Genomic DNA, 19,185 nt, shown 5'->3' with positions numbered 1-19,185 from the left:
ACAGGCCCGAGGATGACGTCGAGAGAATGTTATCCCCGGACTCTAAACCGTGCAGCGGTGGTTTGGTCGCGACGGAAACAGCGGAAAGCTTCATTCGTCCGGCTGTCGCCTCCGGCTCGGCGCGATATGTCCTGCCTCGAACGCCAGTTAGTCCTCCATTCCCGAATTACAGCGCTTTCCGCAAGCCGTCGCACGCACCTTCACAAGCGCGTGAGACGGCTTTTGCACTGCAACAATTTCATTGCCGAAATTTTACATACGTCTTAGTATGTATGTAAATGTGACATTTTTTATGGATTCGGAGCGCAGTATGGCGAAGAGATTGGGGCAGATCGCGGCGGTGTTGTTGACGGGCATCGTTCTGGTCGGATGTAGCGATGAGCAGGCGTCCGCGCCCGGCGCGCCGCCGCCCGGTGCGGTGAAGGTCGTGACGGTGAGCCAGGAAGAACTGCCCATCACCAACGAATTGCCGGGACGCATTGCGCCGACGCGGCTTGCCGAAGTACGCCCGCGTGTCTCCGGCATCATCGTGGAGCGGGTGTTCGAACAGGGCTCGCTGGTGAAGGAGGGCGATGTTCTCTACCGGATCGATCCCGCGCCGTTCCAGGTGCGTGTCGACAGCGCCGAGGGCACGTTGCGTCGGGCGCAGGCCGCGCAGCTGCAGGCGCGGCAGACGGCCGATAGACAACAGCAGCTGCGCCGTTCCAATGTCGGTTCGCAGCAGGAATTCGACAACGCCATCGCCCAGCTGGCGCAGGCCGATGCCGAGGTGGCCGTGGCCGAAGCTGGTGTCGCGGAAGCGAAGCTCAATCTGCAATATGCCGAAGTCAAAGCCCCGATCAGCGGCCGCATCGGTCGTGCGCGCATTACCGAAGGCGCCCTCGTCAGCGCCACCGGCTCGGAAAATCTGGCGACGATCCAGCAGCTCGATCCGATCTATGCCGACTTCACCCAGCCGGCAGCCGATCTTATCCGCCTGCGCAAGGCCCTGCAGGATGGCAAGCTGATGACCGGCCCGAACGAAGCCGAAGTCAACCTGCTGTTCGATGACGGCAGCCGTTACCCGCTGCCCGGCCGCCTGCTGTTTTCCGAAGCGGCGGTGGATGAAACCACCGGTCAGGTGACGCTGCGCGGTGAATTCCCCAACCCGAACGGCGATCTGCTGCCGGGCATGTATGTCCGCGTGCAGATCCAGCAGGGTATCCAGAAAGCGGCCTTCGCCGTGCCGCAGCAGGCGGTTCAGCGCGATGCCGGCGGTCAGGCGAGCGTGCTTGTCGTCAATGCCGAAGACACGGTGGAGCAGCGTCGTGTCAGCGTCGGCCGCTCCATCGGCGATCGCTGGGTGATTTCCGAGGGTCTGAAGGACGGCGACCGCGTCGTGGCCGAAGGTTTCCAGAAGACCGCTCCGGGCGCGAAAGTGAAGCCGGAACCGTGGTCCGATGAGGCCGATGTCGCAACCGCCGCTGACAGCGAGAGCGCGGCTCCGGCTGCGAAGCAATAAGGACCGATTTCATGGCACGTTTTTTCATCGATCGGCCCATTTTTGCCTGGGTCGTCGCCATCTTCATCATGTTGGCGGGCCTGCTCGCCATTCCCATGCTGCCGATTGCGCAATATCCGAATGTCGCCCCGCCGCAGATCTCCGTCTCGACGACCTATCCGGGCGCGTCGCCGGAGGATATTTACCAGAGCGTCACGCGTCCCATCGAAGAAGAGCTGAACGGCGTTCCAGGCCTGATCTATTTCGAATCGACGTCGGAATCCTCGGGTCGCATTTCCATCAACGTCACCTTTGCGCCGGGCTCCAACATCGGTGAAGCCCAGGTGGAGGTCCAGAACCGCATTGCGCGCGTCGAACCCCGCCTGCCGCAGGCGGTGACGCAGCAGGGCCTGCGCGTGGAGCAGGCGGGCACGTCGTTCCTGATGATGGTGGCGCTCACCTCCGTCGACGGCAACACGGACGCCATCGGTCTCGGCGACTATCTCAGCCGTAACGTGCTCGGCGAATTGCGCCGCGTTCCCGGTGTCGGCAGCGCGCAGCTCTTCGCCACCCAGCGCTCCATGCGTATCTGGATGGACCCGGATAAGATGCTGGGCCTCAGTCTCACCTCGAACGACGTCATCGGCGCCATTCAGGCGCAGAATTCGCAGGTGGCTGCCGGCCGCATCGGCGCATCGCCAAATCCCATCGGCCAGCAGATTTCCGCAACCGTCAACGTGCAGGGCCAGCTCACCTCGCCGGAAGAATTCGGCTCCATCGTGCTGCGCGCCAATCCGGACGGCTCGTCCGTACGGCTGCGCGATGTCGCGCGGGTGGAAGTGGGCGGCGAAAGCTATAACTTCTCGAGCCGCCTGAACGGCAAGCCGAGCGCCGCCATCGGCGTGCAGCTTTCGCCCACCGGCAATGCGCTGCAGACCTCCGAGGGCGTTCGCGCCACCATGGAAGAGCTGTCGCGATATTTCCCGCAGGGTCTGGAATATGAAATTCCCTATGACACCAGCCCCTTCGTCAAGATTTCGATCGAAAAGGTCATTCACACGCTGATCGAGGCGATCATCCTCGTCTTCGTGGTGATGTTCGTCTTCCTGCAGAATATCCGCTACACCATCATCCCGACACTGGTGGTGCCCGTGGCGCTGCTCGGCACCTGCGCCATCATGTATGTCTCGGGTTTCTCGATCAACGTTCTGACCATGTTCGCCATGGTTCTCGCCATCGGCATTCTGGTGGATGACGCGATTGTCGTCGTCGAGAATGTCGAGCGCATCATGGCGGAAGAGCATCTGTCGCCCAAGGAGGCCACCCGCAAGGCGATGGGCCAGATTTCCGGCGCGATCATCGGCATCACGCTGGTGCTGACCGCCGTGTTCGTGCCCATGGCCTTCTTCCCGGGCGCCGTCGGCATCATCTACCAGCAGTTCAGCCTGACAATGGTGGTGTCGATCCTGTTTTCGGGCTTCTTTGCTTTGTCGCTCACGCCGGCGCTCTGCGCGTCGTTCCTGAAGCCCATCAAGGCCGGACATCATGAGAAGAAGGGCTTCTTCGGCTGGTTCAATCGCGGCTTCGACAAGGCCTCGCACAAATATTCCTCGTCCGTTGGCAGCATCATCAAGCGTTCCGGTCGCTTCATGGTCATTTACGCGGCTTTGCTGGTGGGCCTCGGCTGGGCGTATATGCAACTGCCGAGCTCTTTCCTTCCGAACGAAGATCAGGGCTACCTGATCGTCGACATTCAGGCGCCGGCGGAAGCCAGCAGCGACCGCACCCTGCAATCCATCCAGCAGATCGAAAAGATCTTCATGGAAGAGCCGGCGGTGGATCGTGTGATTGCGGTTTCGGGGTTCTCCTTCTCCGGCTCCGGCCAGAATGCGGGTCTCGCCTTCGCCACCCTGAAGGACTGGAGCGAACGCGGACCGAACGATTCCGCCGCCGCCATATCGGCGCGCGTCAACGCCAAGCTGTGGGGTCTTCCGGACGCCATGTCGTTTGCGCTGTCGCCGCCGCCGATCCAGGGCCTCGGCAATTCGAGCGGCTTCACCTTCCGTCTGCAGGATCGCTCGGGCGCGGGACAGGCGGCTCTCAGCGCTGCCGGTGCGCAACTGATGGCCGCCGCCCGTCAGAGCCCCATCCTTGCCGGTCTTCGTATCGAAGGCATGCCGGATGCGGCGCAGGTCAATCTCATCATCGACCGTGAGAAGGCCAATACGTTCGGCGTCACCTTCAGCGACATCAACGCCACCATCTCGGCCAATATGGGTTCCTCCTACGTCAACGACTTCCCTAACGCAGGCCGCATGCAGCGCGTGACGGTGCAGGCGGAACAGGGCCAGCGCATGAAGACGGAGGATCTTTTGAACCTCAACGTCCGCAATGCCAATGGCGGCATGGTGCCGGTGAGCTCATTCGCCACGGTGGAATGGGTGCGCGGTCCCTCGCAGGTGGTCGGTTACAACGGCTATCCGGCGGTCCGTATTGGCGGCCAGTCCGCACCTGGTTATTCGTCGGGTGACGCCATTGCCGAAATGGAGCGCTTAGCGGGTGAGTTGCCGAGCGGCTTCGGTTTCGAATGGACCGGCCAGTCGCTGCAGGAAATCCAGTCCGGTTCGCAGGCACCGGCATTGATCGGGCTCAGCGTTCTGTTCGTCTTCCTGCTGCTGGCAGCGCTTTACGAAAGCTGGTCCATTCCGCTCTCCGTCATGCTGGTGGTGCCGCTCGGCGTCATCGGCTCGGTGGCGGCGGTGATGCTGCGCGGCATGCCGAACGACGTCTACTTCCTCGTAGGCCTCGTCGCGATTATTGGCCTGTCCGCCAAGAATGCGATCCTGATCATCGAATTCGCCAAGGATTTGCGGGCGGAAGGAAAATCCACCTATGATGCGACGGTGGAGGCGGCGCATCTGCGCTTCCGGCCGATCCTGATGACGTCGCTCGCCTTCTCGCTCGGCGTGCTGCCGATGGCGATTGCTTCGGGCGCCAGCGCGGCGAGCCAGAACGCCATCGGCACCGGCGTGCTCGGCGGCATGATCTCGGCGACGATCCTTGCGATCTTCTTCGTTCCCGTCTTCTTCGTCTTCGTCATGAAGATTTTCGGGGATCGGAAGAAGGAGAATGAGATTGCTGCTGACGCCGTATCGCCGGCGGAATAAAACGGGTGTGACGGCTGGGCGAAAAGTCACGTGAATGCGTTCATCTGACTGACAGCCCGGCACCGCAAACAGGGCACGGTGCGAAAGCGCCGTGCCGCGACTGGAAGGAGACATCAGCATGCGCCGAACCAAGGCCGAGGCAGAAGAGACCCGTCAGGCGATCCTTGCCGCTGCCGAGCGGGTGTTCTTCAAGAAGGGCGTGGCCAACAGCTCTCTGGATGAGGTGGCGGCTGCGGCCGGCGTTACGCGCGGGGCGATCTACTGGCATTTTTCCAGCAAGAGCGATCTCTTTATCGGCCTCTATCAATCGGTGTCCCTGCCGGAATCGGATCTGCTCGATTTCGGCGACCCCGACGTCAAGGGGCTGGCTGTGCTGGCCAAGATCGAGGAAGCGGCCTGCAAATGGCTGACGCTTCTTTCAAAAGATGAGCAACGCCAGCGCATCATGACCATCAGCCTGCGCACCAATTACTCCGATGAGTTCGCCCCGGTGCTGCACGCGCAGGAGGAACTGGACCGGTATCACAAGGATCGGCTCGAGGGCGCTTTCGCGCGGGCGCAGGCGGAAGGCGCATTCAACGACAACTGGACGGCGGACTCTGCGCTCGACGCGCTCTACTGGCTGCTGAAAGGCATGTGCTCCGACTGGCTGCTGTTCGGCAAGCGTTTCGATCTGGCCAAGGAGGGCGCTGAAGCCGTGCACCGTCTGATGAAGGGGTTCCAGCGCTCCTCCGCGTCATGACGCGACTTTCGCGACCTTCTGGCGCGGTTCCTGTGGTCAAATTTGAGTGTATTCTAAAACACCAGCGAAATTTGCTTTACGTACCTCAAAACGGACGCTAGCTTCTTCCTCGAGCTTTGGGAGGAGTTCGCAGATGGTCGTTTCAGATAAAATCAAGGGGCAAATGCCGTCCGTTCACACCGGATACCGGTGACGGCACATGGCTTTTGCTGACGAATCTCCAGACCACGCCCTTATCCGGACGGTTGGGCTGTCCAAGTCTTTCGGGCCGGTACAGGTTCTCAAGGACATCGAGATCACGGTGCGCGCCGGTGAGGTCCACGCGATCATTGGCGAGAACGGCGCCGGCAAGTCGACGCTGATGAAGCTGCTGGCCGGCAATGAAAAGCCGTCGGGCGGCGAAATCCGCATCGATGGCGAAGCCGTTACGCTGAGCGGTCCGGTGGATGCCGAACATCGCGGCATCGTTCTCGTGCATCAGGAAATATTGCTGGCCCCGGATTTGACGGTGGCGCAGAACATTTATCTCGGTCGCGAAGTGGGTCGGGGCGCCATGGTGGACGATCGCGCCATGCGCGCCGGCGCCCGCAAGGCAATCGCCGATCTAGGCGGTACGATCGATCCGGACGCCATTGTCGGCAGCCTGTCGATTGCCCAGCGGCAGCTCGTGCAGATCGCCCGCGTTCTGCTGGTGCCGCATCGCGTGGTGATTTTCGATGAGCCGACCGCGAGCCTGACGCCCATCGAAACGGATGCGCTGCTGAATGTCATCAGGGACATCCGGGCGAAAGGCGTGGCCGTGCTTTATATTTCGCATCGTCTGCCGGAGGTGAAGGAGATCGCCGACCGGGTGACGGTTCTGCGAGACGGCAGGCTGGTCGCCTCCCATCCGGCATCGGCGCTGGAGCCTGCCGATATGGCGCGGCTGATGGTGGGGCGCGATGTCGCCAAGCTTTATCCGGACCGCGCCGCCGGCGGCGAGCACGAGCCGGTTCTGCAGGTGGAGCATTTTACTGTTCCAGGTTATGCTCAGGATGCCGGTTTCAGCCTGCGCGGGGGCGAAATTCTCGGTTTCGCCGGTCTGGTCGGCGCGGGCAGAACGGAACTCATGGAAGGAATACTCGGCCTGCGCGCCGGCCGGGGAACGGTCCGACATCATGGCAGGCCGGTGCATTTCGCAAAGGCGGAAGACAGCCTGAAAGCCGGCATCGTTTATCTGAGCGAGGACCGCAAGGGCAAGGGCCTGCTGCTTACCAAGGATTTGCGTGTCAATCTCACGCTTGCTTCGCTCAAGAAATTCAGCCGGCTGTTTCAGATCGATACCCGCCGGGAAACGGCGGCGCTCGATGATGCGGTCCGGGATTTCGACATCCGTACCGGACGCAAGGATCTGCTGGCGGGCCAGCTTTCCGGCGGCAACCAGCAGAAACTGCTGCTGGCCAAGATGATGCTCATCGATCCGTCCATCGTCATCATCGACGAACCGACGCGCGGCATCGATATCGGCACCAAGGAACAGATTTACCGCTTCATCACCAGGCTCGCGGATGAGGGGCGCTCGATCATCGTCGTTTCCTCGGAAATGCCGGAGCTGATCGGTATCTGCGACCGCATTCTGGTTATGCGGTCGGGCCGGATCGTCGGCGAGGTGACAGGTGAGCGCATGACCGAAAACGACATCGTGGCGCTGGCGACTGGCGTTCATACGCAGGAACCTGCCTGAGCGCCCGTGTGCCGGGAAACATGGCCTGACAAAAGAGACTGAGGGGAAACATGACTGAGGCCGCATTTGACAACGGCAAAACGCCGAAGACCTCGAAGGACTGGGATCTGCGCGCCGTCGCGCCTTTCGTGGCGCTGGCCCTGCTGCTGGTTCTCGGAACCATCGCCAATCCCAATTTCATCGGCATCGACAATCTCCTGAACGTCATCACCCGGAGCGCCTTCATCGCCATCATCGCGCTCGGCGCAACTTACGTCATCACATCGGGCGGGCTCGATCTTTCGGTGGGCGCAATGGTGGCTTTCGTCGCCAGCCTGATGATCCTGTTCATGAATAGCGGCGCCATCGCCAGTCCGCTTTTAATGCTGCTTACCGCCATGGCGCTGGCGCTCGCCATCGGGGCTGCCTGCGGGCTGACGAACGGCCTCATCACCACCATTGGCCGTATCGAACCCTTCATCGCCACGCTCGGCACCATGGGCATTTATCGCGGCTTGACCACATGGCTGTCGCAGGGCGGGGCGATCACGCTGCGCAACCCGGAAATCCAGACGCTTTATCGTCCGGTCTATTTCGGCAATGTCCTGGGCGTGCCGGTGCCGGTCATCGTTATCTTCGTCACCGCCGCGATAGCCGCCTTCGTGCTTTACCGCACCCGTTACGGGCGGCATCTGACCGCAGTAGGGTCGAGCGAGGATGTGGCGCGTTATTCCGGCATCTCGGTCGCGCGGGTCCGCACCATCGCTTATGTGGTGCAGGGGCTCTGTGTCGCCGTTGCGGTGCTGCTTTACGTGCCGCGCCTCGCTTCCACCTCGGCCACGACAGGCATGTTGTGGGAGTTGCAGGCCATCACCGCCGTCGTGGTCGGCGGCACGGCGCTGAGAGGCGGGGTAGGGCGCATCTGGGGTACGATCTGCGGCGCCTTCATTCTGGAGATCGTCGGCAACATCATGATCCTGTCGAACTTCGTCAGCGAATATCTGATCGGCGCCATTCAGGGGGCCATCATCATCATCGCCATGCTGGTGCAGCGTTCGCTCAGCCGCAGGTGACGTATCACGCCGCGCCATTTGGGGCAGGCGCGGTTGAAGGAGGAGCGCCCCGGTCTTGGGAGGAAAGAGACTATGCGTAGTAAATTCATCGGCGTGGCCTTTGCCGCGCTGGCCACGGTGCTGGCGGGCTCAGCGCATGCGCAGGACAAGAAGGTTACCATCGGCGTATCCATTCCAGCGGCCGACCATGGCTGGACGGCCGGCGTCGTCTACCATGCCGAGCGCGTGGCGAAGCTGCTGATGCAGGAACATCCGGGGCTAAACGTCATCGTCAAGACGTCGCCGGACGCCGCCAATCAGGCCAATGCGCTGCAGGACCTTGCCGTGCAGGGGCTCGATGCGCTGGTCGTGCTGCCGTCCGATCCAGATCCGCTGGTCAACGCCATCAAGGAGATCAAGGACAAGGGCACCTTCGTCGCGCTGGTCGACCGCGCGCCGAGCGTCAACGACAATTCGATCCGCGATCTCTATGTTGCCGGCAACAACCCCGCACTTGGCCAGGTGGCAGGCGAATACATCAAGAAGACGACGCCTGACGCCGAAGTCGTGGTCATTCGCGGTCTGCCGATCCCGATCGACCAGCAGCGTCAGGATGGTTTCGACAAGGGCATCGCCGGTTCCAGCGTCAAGGTTCTCGACCGCCAGTACGGCAACTGGAACCGCGACGACGCCTTCCGCGTGATGCAGGACTATCTGACCAAGTACAAGAAGATCGACGTGGTCTGGTGTCAGGATGACGACATGGCTATCGGCGTGCTGGAAGCCATCCAGCAGGCGAAACGCACCGATATCCAGTACATCGTTGCGGGCGCCGGTTCCAAGGACATGATCAAGAAGGTCATGGACGGCGACAAGCTCGTGCCGGTCGACGTGCTCTACCCGCCGGCGATGGTGGCGACCGCCATGCAGCTGACGGCCGGGCATTTCTATGATCAGGTGCCGGTTGCGGGTGAATATATCCTCGATGCGACGCTCATCACCAAGGACAATGCCGAGCAGTTCTACTTCCCGGATTCGCCGTTCTGATCTGATTTTCCGCTAACGCCGACGCCCGCCGCAAGGCGGGCGTTTCATTTTGTGGCTCACCCGTTCTTCCTGAACCAGGCCGAGAGATAATCCACGAAGCTGCGAACCTTGGCGGGCAGGTAACGGCGATGCGGATAGACCGCATAGATACCCCTGTCCTTGGAAATATAATCGTCGAACAGCGTCACCAGCTCGCCGGACTGGATATAGGGTCTGGCGATGAAATCGGGCACGAGCGCAATGCCGAGCCCGGCGCGGGCGGCGCGCAGCGTCGCCTGCGGGCTGTTGACCTCGATCGGTCCGCTGATGGTGACGGAGTTCGAACCGCCATCCGGCTCCAGATACCGTACCGTATTGTGAAACCGCGTATTGGTGTCGATGATGAAGGGAACGCGGGAGAAATCCTGCGGCCCGTCGAGCGGCCCGTGCTGCGCCACGAAATCCGCCGTCGCCACCGCATAGACCCGGAAATCGGAAAGCTTGCGGGCGATGAGACCGGAATCCTCCAGCCGGGTTATGCGAACCGCAAGATCGAAACCCTCCTCGATCAGGTCGACGAATCGGTCTTCCGCGACGATCTCCAGCGACAGTTCCGGATTTTCCTTGGCGAAATCGATCAGACTCTGGCCGACATCGGCATCGATGAAGGTGCGGGGAACGGAAATCCTGAGCTTGCCCTTGAGGTCGGCATTCTTTTCGCGCACCAGATCGGCAAGGTTATCGATCTCCTTCAAAATATCGGAAGCGGTGCGGTAATAGGTGTGCCCGGCTTCCGTCAGAGAGAACTGCCGGGTGGTGCGGTTGAGGAGCAGCGCGCCGAGATCGTCCTCCAGTTCCCGCACATATTTGGACAGAAGCGCCTTGGAACGCCCCGTCTTGCGCGCCGCGGCGGAAAAACCCTCCGCTTCGACGACATCGATAAAGGCGCGGATGCGGGTGAGCGTGTCCATGAAAATCCTCCTGTTCGTTCCATATAATTGAACGGCGAGGGTGGACTGTTCAACCCTTAATTCATTGCCGAAAAAATCCGCTCTTTGGTGAAAAAATCCTCTTGATTATGACTGCGAATATTCTTATCTCCCGTGCTGCCCAAAGTCGCACGTGCCCATGTGTGTCCGCCGATTCCTCGATGTGGTGAGGATTTAGGTAAGGTACCTGGAACTAACCCCTCCAGTCGCTATTCCGGCCAACCGGAAAATGCGAGGACATACGAAGCAACGACGGTGCGGGCCTTTCTGGTTCTCTGCCGGCTTTCCATCAGCCGGGGTACTAAAGAGGCACACCATCATTGCCTGAAGTGCGGTCGGGTCATTCCCTCCAATCCATGGCAGACAAAGCCGAATGATGCTCTGGCAGGGCATCGTTCACATTCGCGCCTTGAGCGTATGCTATCGATTCTGCGCCTCCACCGGCTGATTCGAATGCATATCTCGAGCGTCCTTTGTCCTCCGGATTTTTCCGGAGCCGGTTTAACAGGGAATACATCGATGACGACTGCACGCATTCTCGACTTCATCAAGACCCGACGTCCCGAAGGCCCTTGCCTCGTGGTTGATCTCGACGTCGTGCGCGACAATTTCAACGCTTTCCGGCATTCCCTGCCGAACAGCGCCATTTATTACGCCGTCAAGGCAAACCCGGCTCCCGAAATCCTGAAGCTGCTCGCTTCGCTCGGCTCCAACTTCGATTGCGCCTCCGTGGCTGAAATCCAGATGGCGCTCGATGCCGGTGCGACGGCTGACCGTATCTCCTTTGGCAACACCATCAAGAAGGAACGCGATGTTGCTCGCGCCCACGCGCTCGGCATCGATCTCTTCGCCGTGGACAGCCATGAGGAAGTCGAGAAGGTCGCCCGTGCCGCTCCCGGCGCGCGCGTCTTCTGCCGCGTGCTGACGGATGGCGAAGGCGCCGAATGGCCGCTGTCGCGCAAGTTCGGTTGCGTGCCGCAGATGGCGGTCGACGTTCTGGTTTACGCACACCAGCTCGGTCTCGAGTCCTACGGCGTATCCTTCCATGTCGGTTCGCAGATGATGAACCTCGACGCATGGGATGCGGCGCTGGCCGATGCCAAGCGCGTCTTCGCTTCGCTCGCCAAGCAGGGCATCCACCTGCAGATGGTCAACATGGGCGGTGGTTTCCCGACCAAGTACCTGCGCGACGTTCCGGCTGCCGAAGAATACGGTCAGGCGATCGACACGGCGCTGCGCAAGCACTTCGGCAACCAGATCCCGAAGACGATCATCGAGCCGGGCCGCGGCATGGTCGGCAATGCCGGCGTCATCAAGGCGGAAGTCGTTCTCGTGTCGCGCAAGTCCGACAATGACAACCACCGCTGGGTGTTCCTCGACATCGGCAAGTTCGGCGGTCTCGCCGAGACGATGGACGAGGCGATCCGTTACCCGATCCGCACGGAGCGCGATCAGGACGAGATGGAGCCCTGCGTTCTGGCCGGCCCGACCTGCGACAGCGCCGACGTGCTGTATGAAAAGAACATGTACCCGCTGCCGGTCTCGTTGACCATCGGCGACGAAGTTCTGATCGAAGGCACGGGCGCTTACACGACCACCTATTCGGCGGTCGCGTTCAACGGTTTCGAGCCGCTGAAGGCCTACGTCATCTGATCCGAGCGCCGCCCGCTGAGGAGGGCGGCGTCTCGACCAAGCTTCCGTTCCGGCTTTGCCGATTGTGCTGATGCGCAAATCCCTGCTTGCTGCACCTCTTCCAGCCGAGGAAAGCGTGTCGGCGGGCCGGAACGGCTCCACCAATTTTTCATCAAGGGCCGCGTGTGGGCGGTAGTGTGACGGGAGGCCAAGGATGGCCGCTCTTTTGAATTCGGTACGGGCATTTTTCACGCCTCAGACATTTCATGTCGATCAGGAAAATCCGGGCGATGTCGTCGCCCGTGAGAACCTGCTGGACCGCGCCATGGGCGCCGGCCGCCGCCGCAAGTCTTCAGAAAAGCTGCGCGCGGGTCGCATTCCGGCCGAAGGCCTGGCGCTCGTCGCCCGCGATGAGGACGGCCATGTCATCGGCACGGTGCGCTTGTGGAACGTCGAGGCCGGCATCTCGCGCGAAGGCCGCGCCGTCGAAGCCCTGCTGCTCGGCCCGCTGGCCGTCGATGCCGCCCATGAAGGCAAGGGCATCGGCTCGGCGCTGATGCGCGCTGCCATTGCCGAAGCCACCAAGCGTGGCCACGGCGCCGTTCTTCTGGTGGGCGATGCACCCTATTACGAGCGCTTCGGCTTTTTCGCCGACAAGGCCCAGCACCTCATCATGCCCGGCCCGTTCGAGCGCAGCCGTTTCCTGGCGCTGGAACTGAAAGCCGGCTGGCTTGAAGGCGCTGCCGGCCTGTTGGTGGCAAGCGGTCGCAGGCTCTCTGCCTGAGGCCGGCCTCGCTGCTGATATCAAACCCCGGCCCAAAGCCGGGGTTTATTGTTTCTGCTCTATGGCTTTGGGGTCGGCCGTTGCCCGCCGATAATTTCTCGGAGCGCCTCTTGCGCACAGAAATTTACGGGTATATACCCGAGACAAATGCCAAACGATAGTTGCCATTGCATCCTGTTGCGCAAAGCATCCCGCAAGGTTTCGTCCTATTATGACGAGGCCCTGGCGCCGCTCGGCGTGAATATCGGTCAGTTCAGCCTGTTGCGGAACATCAATCGCACGGCGCCGGTTTCGTTGACCGATCTGGCCGCGCGGGTGGAGCTGGATCGTTCCACCGTCGGCCGCAACGCCAAGGTGCTGGCTCGCATGGGTCTGGTGGCCATCGGCCACGGCGAGGATCAGCGGGAAGCGATGCTGACGGTGACGAAGGAAGGCCACGCGATCCTGAAAGCGGGCGCGCCGCTCTGGGATGGGGTGCAGGATGAAATCGAGGCCCGGCTTGGGCCTGAGAAGACAGCACAATTGCAGGAACTGCTCGCAGCCCTGTGACTTTTGGGGGCATAAGCGGGTATCTACCCGCAATATAGGGTATATACCCGTAAAATATCGGCCGCGGCCGCTGGAAAGGGAATTTGAACATGCTCTCCACACGCCTCGCCAGCTGGATGGCCGGCAGAAATCTGCATTATGGCTGGCTCGTTGCTGCAACCACCTTTTTGACCATGCTGGCCACCGCCGGTGCGATGGGATCCGCCGGGGTGATGATCCAGCCGCTGCATCAGGAATTCGGCTGGGATATCGCCGATATTTCCTCCGCAATGGCCGTCAGGCTGGTGCTTTTTGGCCTGCTCGGACCTTTTGCCGCCGCCTTCATGAATCATTTCGGCGTCCGGCAGGTGGTTTCGACCGCGCTTGCCCTGATCATGGGCGGCATTGTCGCCTCCTTCTTCATGACCGAGGTGTGGCAATTGCTGCTGCTCTGGGGCGTGGTGATCGGCGTCGGCACGGGCATGACCGCGCTGGTGTTGGGCGCTACCGTGGCGACACGCTGGTTTTCCAAGCGTCGCGGACTGGTGATCGGCCTCATGACGGCGAGCAACGCCACCGGCCAGCTGGTTTTCCTGCCGCTGCTCGCGGCGCTGACGGAAGCATACGGCTGGCGAACCGCCTTGACCCTGTCCGTTGCGGTAATCGCCACCGCCATGGTTCTCGTCCTGCTTTTGATGCGTGACCATCCTGCCGATGTCGGCCTGCCGGCCTATGGCGAGACGGCGGTGGCGAAGCCGGTCAAGCAGGATCACAATCTTCTCGCCACACTGGTATCGCCGCTGGTGACCCTGAAGAGCGTATCGGGCAACCCGGTGTTCTGGGTGCTTTTCGGCACCTTCTTTGTCTGCGGGCTTTCGACCAATGGTCTCATCCAGACACACTGGATTTCGATCTGCGGCGATTTTGGCATGGCTGCGGTGACGGCGGCAGGCACGTTGGCGGTGATCGGCATTTTCGATTTCTTCGGCACGATTTTCGCCGGCTGGCTTTCCGACCGGTTCGACAATCGCTTCCTGCTGTTCTGGTTTTACGGTCTGCGCGGTCTGTCCCTGCTTTATCTCTCATTCTCAGGGTTCAGCTTCGTGGAGCTATCGGTCTTCGCCGTCTTTTACGGTCTGGACTGGGTGGCGACCGTGCCGCCGACGGTGAAGCTCGCTGCCGAGAATTTCGGGCGCGAAAAGGCCGGTCTCGTTTTCGGCTGGGTGTTTGCCGGCCATCAGCTGGGAGCCGCCACAGCCGCCTTTGGCGCCGGTTTCTTCAAAAGCGACTTCGATACCTATATGCCCGCGCTGCAGATTGCCGGTCTGATGTGCATGATCGCCGCCGTCTCGGTTCTGCTTCTGCGCAAGCCGGGCTCCGCAACCCTGACGCCCCAGGCCGCGTGATAGACGTGATACACTGGAAGGAGGCCTGCATTTGCAGGCCTTTTTCGTATTTTTCCGGCATCTGCCGGCGCGTTGTGCACGAGCTCCACGATCGCCGGACGGCACTTGTTGCGTAATTGTCACAATCCTTGCCGGTTAATCGTTCCGATCCATGATCGGCGTTCCGGTTTGATCCATCTCAATCGGCCCGCCTCTCCCTTCGTCATAGTGGCCCCAAGCGGTTGCGGCAGGCGAAGATTCGCGAAAGCCCGCCGTCATCAGCCGGTTCCGGGGACTTGCCCGGCTGCGGTGCGCTATAGGAGAGATGGAATGACGAACGGAAACAAAAAAACCGCCTTGCTTGCCAGTGTCGCAGTCGGTGTCGCGGCCATGCTGGTATCCGCCAATGCGATGGCTGCCGATCTGGCCCAGGCAGCGCCGGCCCCCACCGCCGAAGAGGCGATTGCAGCGGCAAGCCCGTGGATGCTGCGCGTGCGCGGCCTCGGCGTCATCACCCATGACAGCGGCAGCGTCGACGGTGTGCCGGGAGCGGGCCTGTCTTATTCGGACACCGTGATCCCGGAACTCGACATCAGCTATTTCTTCACCGAAAACTTTGCCGCAGAGCTTATCCTCGGCACCACCTATGCCAAGATCAACGGCGAAGGCGTGCTGGCCGGCACGCCGGTCGGCAAGACGTGGCTGCTGCCACCGACATTGACGCTGCAATATCACTTCACCGATTTCGGTGCTTTCAAGCCCTATGTCGGCGCGGGCGTGAACTATTCGCTGTTCTATAACCAGACGGAAAAGCCCGGTTTCAGCAATCTCGATGTCAAGAACAAGGTCGGTGCAGCCGTGCAGGTCGGTTTCGACTATATGCTGGACGAGCATTGGGGCGTGAACTTCGACGTGAAGAAGGTCTTCCTCAAGACCGACTGGACGGCGGAACTCGGCGGCACGCCGATCAGCGGCAAGGCGAAGCTCGATCCGTGGCTGATCGGCGCGGGTATCACCTATCGCTTCTGATTGCGGGGGTGCCGGGCGCTCCCTTTGACGGGCGGCGCTTTCTAAGCTATAGGGACGGCCACGGGCAAAGAGCCCCGGCCGTCCGCAGGCGTTTGCGCCCCTGGTGAAGCTCTTTCTTTAACAACGGTCATCCCATGTTTTGCATGTCGTCGATGGCAACGCGGACCCCCTTCGGAATAGTCGGCATGCGCATGTTGGAGAACCGTTATGAACGTGTCCAAACCGTTTCCCGCACTTGAGGGGCTGAAAGAACAGGCAAAACGCCTGCGCGCCGCCCTTGAAGGTGAGGGGCAGGCAATCACCCATTCGAAGGCGCTGGAACTCATCGCCGCGCAATATGGCTTCCGCGACTGGAACACCCTCCACGCATCGGCCGGCAACCGCCCCGCCTTCAACCCCTATCTTCTGGGCTCAAGGGTGGAAGGTTTTTACCTCGGCCAACCCTTCGTGGCTTCGGTGCTGGGCGTGCAGGCGCTCGGCGGCGATCCCGAACGCTACCGGCTGACCCTGCATCTCGACGATCCGGTGGATGTGGTGACTTTCGAAAGCTTTTCCGCCTTTCGCCAGCGCGTCCACTGCAATGTCGACACATCCGGCCGTACGGTGGAGAAAACCTCTAATGGCCGGCCGCAGGTGGAACTGGTGTGGTAGGTTGGCGCACCCTTTGATTGGTCGTTCTTCGGGGAGGCGACGCACGGGATTTCAGGCTTTTGAACCCCTTTTCATTTGAAAACTGAATGGGGGTTCAGTCGAAATTTGCGATGTTCACCGCATTTCTCCGCATCGCCCCCTTAATACACGTCAGTGCTCGTCCGAGTATATATGATAGATTTTTTGGTCGCGCTTGTGTCTTATTAATAGTATTTATTGCATATTTGTTTTGCAAAGTGATATCTGTTCTTGTATATAATAGTTGGTATATAAATATTATTTTCTGCTTATATTTGAGGGATTTTATGAGCGATACGCAGTGGCTGGAATGGGGCAGGAAAAACCCATATTACGGCGTGTATTCCGAAGACCGATTTCACACTTCAAATATCGAGGCAACGAAGGGCGAATTCTTCGCTACAGGGGAAGCCAATGTCTCTTGGATGCTGGGTCGTGCGGAACAGTATTTCGGGCCGTTGGGTAAAGGGCGTGTTCTTGAGTTCGGTGCCGGGGTGGCTCGAATGAGCATACCGCTTGCGTCTCGTTTTGAAACCGTAATCGGCGTTGAACTATCTCCAGACATGCGTGCCGAAGCCGCTAAGAATTGCCAGTTATACAATGTCAAAAATGTCGAAATGGTCCCTTCAGACGACGATTTAAGTCACGCTTCGGGCGAATATGATCTCGTCCTCAGCTATATCGTTCTCCAGCACGTAGATGCCAAGAGGGGAGTCATGCTGATCGACAAGTTGCTGTCAAAGGTCGGCCCCAGCGGTGTTGCCATTCTCCAAACGAGCGTCAAAAGGCCTCAACGCCGCTTGTCAGACCGCCTACGCTATCACCTGCGCCACAATGTGCCAGTGCTGGCGGCAACATATAGATTCCTGCGTGGAAAAGGCTGGAATACACTTTCAATGCGAATGTCGGAATATGATCCTATCGCCATCCTCGCCGCGTTCAGTCGGAACGGAATGAAGGACGTTTTGCTTTCCGAGCATTATCAAGGTGATGTCCTTACCTTTCATTTTACAGCGAGAAAGGGCGGCTAACACCACGGGACGCCATTACTTAGATGCTGGACGTCGCAGTAATGGCATCCCGCAGTGGCTTAAATGCGCGTCCCCGCAGAATCGAACAGGTGAAAATCCTTCGCCTGGGCGGCGATCTTCAGTGTTTCGCCGATGCGCAGCTGCGAGCGGCCGTGTACGCGGAAGACGATTGTGGTGCCGTCGGCGAAGGAGCCATGCACATAGCTTTCCGCACCCACCAGTTCCACGGCGTCTACCTGCACGGTGCCGGTGAAGGCGGCGTCTGCGGGGGCTTCATCGGCAAGGGTGATGTCTTCGGGGCGGATGCCGAGCGTGGCGACGCCCTGCGGCAGTGCCGCGGTTCCCTGCACCGACCAGCCGGAAGAGCCGTTTGCCGATGTCGCACCATGGCTCAGCAGGTTCATGGAAGGCGAGCCGATGAAGGTGGCGACGAAGGTGGTCGCCGGCTTTTCGTAAAGCTCGATCGGCGTACCCATCTGCTCAATGCGGCCGGCGTTCAGCACCACCAGCCGGTCGGCCAGCGTCATGGCCTCCATCTGGTCATGGGTGACATAAACGCTTGTCGTGGCGAGCGAGCGCTGCAGGCGGCGGATTTCCACCCGCATCTGCACGCGCAGCTTGGCGTCGAGGTTGGAGAGCGGCTCGTCGAACAGAAACGCCGCCGGCTTGCGCACAATGGCGCGTCCCATGGCCACGCGCTGGCGCTGGCCACCGGAAAGCTGGCGCGGCTTGCGCTCCAGGAACTGTTCGATTTCGAGAGCCTTGGCCGCCTCCGTAATGCGCCTCTCGATCTCGTCCTTCGGCGTGTTGCGGTTCTTCAGGCCATAGGCAAGGTTCTGTCGTACCGTCATATGCGGATAAAGCGCATAGTTCTGGAACACCATGGCGATATCGCGGTCGGAGGGTTCGAGATCGTTGACGACGCGGTCGCCGATGACGATCTGGCCGCCCGAAATGCCTTCCAGCCCGGCGATCATGCGCAGCAGGGTGGATTTTCCGCAGCCGGAGGGGCCGACGAGCACGATCATTTCGCCGTCGGCGATATCCATCGATACGCCCTTGATGGCCTCGACATTGCCGCCATAAACCTTGCGGACGTCTTTCAGCGCAATTTTTGCCATTACTTTTCGGTCTCCACCAAACCTTTGACGAACCAGCGCTGCATCAGCACCACAACGATAATCGGGGGGATGATGGCGAGGATCGCCGTCACCATCACATAATTCCAGGGCGTCGAGGCGTCGGTGAAATCCACCATGCGCTTCAAGCCGATGATGATCGTGTTCATCTTGGCGTCGTTGGTCACGAGCAGCGGCCAGAGATATTGGGTCCAGCCATAGATGAACAGGATCACGAAAAGGGCGGCGATATTGGTTCTCGACAGCGGCAACAGAATATCCCGCATGAAGCGGAACGGCCCTGCATTGTCGATGCGTGCCGCCTCGACCAGCTCGCCGGGAATGGTCAGGAAGAACTGCCGGAACAGGAAGGTTGCCGTCGCAGATGCCATCAGGGGCAGCGTCAATCCCGCATAGGTGTCGATAAGCCCAAGATCGACGATGACCTTGTAAGTGGGCAGGATACGCACCTCCACCGGCAGCATGAGCGTGATGAAGATCATCCAGAAGAAGCCCATGCGGAAGGGAAAGCGGAAGAAGACGATGGCGAAGGCCGACAGGAACGAAATGACGATCTTGCCGATGGCGATGGCGAGCGCCACAACGAAGCTGTTGAACAGCAGCCGCTCGAGGCTGACGCCGACCACTCTTTCGACACCGCCGACCATGGCCTCGGTGTAATTGGCGCTGAGATGGTCGCGGGGCAAAAGCGACATGGGCGGGCGGATAATATCCGTCGAGGTCATGGAGGAGGCGACGAAGGTGTAATAGATCGGGAAGGCCACGATGATGATGCCGAGTACCAGCATCAGATGGGCGATCACGCGGGCGACCGGGCGATTTTCAATCAT

The 19,185-nt window shown here is 60.5% G+C and carries 16 protein-coding genes; 13 read left to right on the top strand and 3 right to left on the bottom strand.

The window, feature by feature from the left end; all coding sequences use genetic code 11:
• The first annotated feature begins 310 nt into the window (after positions 1-310).
• The 6 genes from RAC79_RS18345 (at position 311) to RAC79_RS18320 (ending at position 9,190) form a co-directional block, all read left to right on the top strand.
• Positions 311-1,501: an efflux RND transporter periplasmic adaptor subunit gene (locus RAC79_RS18345; protein WP_080858116.1), complete on the top strand. Its 1,191-nt coding sequence runs from the start codon at positions 311-313 to the stop codon at positions 1,499-1,501.
• An 11-nt stretch (positions 1,502-1,512) separates the two neighbouring features.
• A complete protein-coding gene (locus tag RAC79_RS18340) occupies positions 1,513-4,647 on the top strand; it encodes a multidrug efflux RND transporter permease subunit (protein WP_374997430.1) in 3,135 nt (1,044 codons plus the stop codon).
• 118 nt (positions 4,648-4,765) lie between these two features.
• Entirely contained in the window at positions 4,766-5,389 is a 624-nt protein-coding gene (locus RAC79_RS18335; RefSeq protein WP_078052467.1) for a TetR family transcriptional regulator, read from the top strand.
• A gap of 199 nt (positions 5,390-5,588) precedes the next feature.
• The gene (locus RAC79_RS18330) at positions 5,589-7,112 is read left to right on the top strand and encodes a sugar ABC transporter ATP-binding protein (protein WP_374997429.1); all 1,524 of its coding nucleotides are present in this window, start codon (positions 5,589-5,591) and stop codon (positions 7,110-7,112) included.
• A 50-nt stretch (positions 7,113-7,162) separates the two neighbouring features.
• Entirely contained in the window at positions 7,163-8,164 is a 1,002-nt protein-coding gene (locus RAC79_RS18325) for an ABC transporter permease (protein ID WP_078052469.1), read from the top strand.
• A 72-nt stretch (positions 8,165-8,236) separates the two neighbouring features.
• Positions 8,237-9,190, top strand: coding sequence for a substrate-binding domain-containing protein (locus RAC79_RS18320; RefSeq protein WP_174039848.1), 954 nt, complete (start codon positions 8,237-8,239; stop codon positions 9,188-9,190).
• Between the two features lie 56 nt (positions 9,191-9,246).
• Here RAC79_RS18320 and RAC79_RS18315 read toward each other — a convergent pair whose 3' ends face one another.
• Positions 9,247-10,140, bottom strand: coding sequence for a LysR family transcriptional regulator (locus tag RAC79_RS18315; protein ID WP_065655482.1), 894 nt, complete (start codon positions 10,138-10,140; stop codon positions 9,247-9,249).
• Between the two features lie 537 nt (positions 10,141-10,677).
• On the opposite strand from RAC79_RS18315, the gene odc2 reads away from it, so the two are divergent.
• From odc2 to RAC79_RS18280, 7 genes are all read left to right on the top strand, one after another.
• Positions 10,678-11,811 (top strand): ornithine/lysine decarboxylase, encoded by a 1,134-nt coding sequence (gene odc2, locus RAC79_RS18310; RefSeq protein WP_003523360.1) that lies wholly within the window; start codon positions 10,678-10,680, stop codon positions 11,809-11,811.
• Positions 11,812-12,004: 193 nt separating this feature from the next.
• Positions 12,005-12,574 carry a GNAT family N-acetyltransferase gene (locus RAC79_RS18305; RefSeq protein ID WP_080854677.1) on the top strand — a complete coding sequence of 190 codons (570 nt, stop codon included), beginning with the start codon at positions 12,005-12,007 and terminating at the stop codon, positions 12,572-12,574.
• A 147-nt stretch (positions 12,575-12,721) separates the two neighbouring features.
• Complete coding sequence (locus RAC79_RS18300; RefSeq protein WP_020813347.1) at positions 12,722-13,123, top strand: MarR family winged helix-turn-helix transcriptional regulator; 402 nt, start codon at positions 12,722-12,724, stop codon at positions 13,121-13,123.
• A gap of 89 nt (positions 13,124-13,212) precedes the next feature.
• A complete protein-coding gene (locus tag RAC79_RS18295; RefSeq protein ID WP_080820717.1) occupies positions 13,213-14,508 on the top strand; it encodes an MFS transporter in 1,296 nt (431 codons plus the stop codon).
• 309 nt (positions 14,509-14,817) lie between these two features.
• Positions 14,818-15,516 (top strand): OmpW family protein, encoded by a 699-nt coding sequence (locus RAC79_RS18290; protein ID WP_142844565.1) that lies wholly within the window; start codon positions 14,818-14,820, stop codon positions 15,514-15,516.
• 207 nt (positions 15,517-15,723) lie between these two features.
• The gene (locus tag RAC79_RS18285) at positions 15,724-16,167 is read left to right on the top strand and encodes a glyoxalase superfamily protein (protein WP_142844564.1); all 444 of its coding nucleotides are present in this window, start codon (positions 15,724-15,726) and stop codon (positions 16,165-16,167) included.
• A gap of 305 nt (positions 16,168-16,472) precedes the next feature.
• Positions 16,473-17,216: a bifunctional 2-polyprenyl-6-hydroxyphenol methylase/3-demethylubiquinol 3-O-methyltransferase UbiG gene (locus RAC79_RS18280; protein ID WP_142844563.1), complete on the top strand. Its 744-nt coding sequence runs from the start codon at positions 16,473-16,475 to the stop codon at positions 17,214-17,216.
• Positions 17,217-17,275: 59 nt separating this feature from the next.
• On the opposite strand, the gene RAC79_RS18275 is transcribed toward RAC79_RS18280, so the two are convergent.
• Complete coding sequence (locus RAC79_RS18275; protein ID WP_174039847.1) at positions 17,276-18,337, bottom strand: sn-glycerol-3-phosphate import ATP-binding protein UgpC; 1,062 nt, start codon at positions 18,335-18,337, stop codon at positions 17,276-17,278.
• Positions 18,337-19,185: a sn-glycerol-3-phosphate ABC transporter permease UgpE gene (gene ugpE, locus RAC79_RS18270; RefSeq protein WP_174039846.1), complete on the bottom strand. Its 849-nt coding sequence runs from the start codon at positions 19,183-19,185 to the stop codon at positions 18,337-18,339. Before ugpE ends, RAC79_RS18275 begins: the two co-directional genes overlap by 1 nt.

The organism is Agrobacterium sp. LR_9 (assembly GCF_041954855.1).
GTDB lineage: Bacteria > Pseudomonadota > Alphaproteobacteria > Rhizobiales > Rhizobiaceae > Agrobacterium > Agrobacterium leguminum.
This window is presented reverse-complemented; position numbering and strand designations above follow the sequence as displayed.

Excerpts from the sequence above, each read along its gene's own strand:
- RAC79_RS18345 (WP_080858116.1), top strand. The coding sequence starts at position 311 with ATGGCGAAGAGATTGGGGCAGATCGCGGCGGTGTTGTTGACGGGCATC.
- RAC79_RS18340 (WP_374997430.1), top strand. The coding sequence starts at position 1,513 with ATGGCACGTTTTTTCATCGATCGGCCCATTTTTGCCTGGGTCGTCGCC.
- RAC79_RS18335 (WP_078052467.1), top strand. The coding sequence starts at position 4,766 with ATGCGCCGAACCAAGGCCGAGGCAGAAGAGACCCGTCAGGCGATCCTT.
- RAC79_RS18330 (WP_374997429.1), top strand. The coding sequence starts at position 5,589 with ATGGCTTTTGCTGACGAATCTCCAGACCACGCCCTTATCCGGACGGTT.
- RAC79_RS18325 (WP_078052469.1), top strand. The coding sequence starts at position 7,163 with ATGACTGAGGCCGCATTTGACAACGGCAAAACGCCGAAGACCTCGAAG.
- RAC79_RS18320 (WP_174039848.1), top strand. The coding sequence starts at position 8,237 with ATGCGTAGTAAATTCATCGGCGTGGCCTTTGCCGCGCTGGCCACGGTG.
- RAC79_RS18315 (WP_065655482.1), bottom strand. The coding sequence starts at position 10,140 with ATGGACACGCTCACCCGCATCCGCGCCTTTATCGATGTCGTCGAAGCG.
- odc2 (WP_003523360.1), top strand. The coding sequence starts at position 10,678 with ATGACGACTGCACGCATTCTCGACTTCATCAAGACCCGACGTCCCGAA.
- RAC79_RS18305 (WP_080854677.1), top strand. The coding sequence starts at position 12,005 with ATGGCCGCTCTTTTGAATTCGGTACGGGCATTTTTCACGCCTCAGACA.
- RAC79_RS18300 (WP_020813347.1), top strand. The coding sequence starts at position 12,722 with ATGCCAAACGATAGTTGCCATTGCATCCTGTTGCGCAAAGCATCCCGC.
- RAC79_RS18295 (WP_080820717.1), top strand. The coding sequence starts at position 13,213 with ATGCTCTCCACACGCCTCGCCAGCTGGATGGCCGGCAGAAATCTGCAT.
- RAC79_RS18290 (WP_142844565.1), top strand. The coding sequence starts at position 14,818 with ATGACGAACGGAAACAAAAAAACCGCCTTGCTTGCCAGTGTCGCAGTC.
- RAC79_RS18285 (WP_142844564.1), top strand. The coding sequence starts at position 15,724 with ATGAACGTGTCCAAACCGTTTCCCGCACTTGAGGGGCTGAAAGAACAG.
- RAC79_RS18280 (WP_142844563.1), top strand. The coding sequence starts at position 16,473 with ATGAGCGATACGCAGTGGCTGGAATGGGGCAGGAAAAACCCATATTAC.
- RAC79_RS18275 (WP_174039847.1), bottom strand. The coding sequence starts at position 18,337 with ATGGCAAAAATTGCGCTGAAAGACGTCCGCAAGGTTTATGGCGGCAAT.
- ugpE (WP_174039846.1), bottom strand. The coding sequence starts at position 19,185 with ATGATTGAAAATCGCCCGGTCGCCCGCGTGATCGCCCATCTGATGCTG.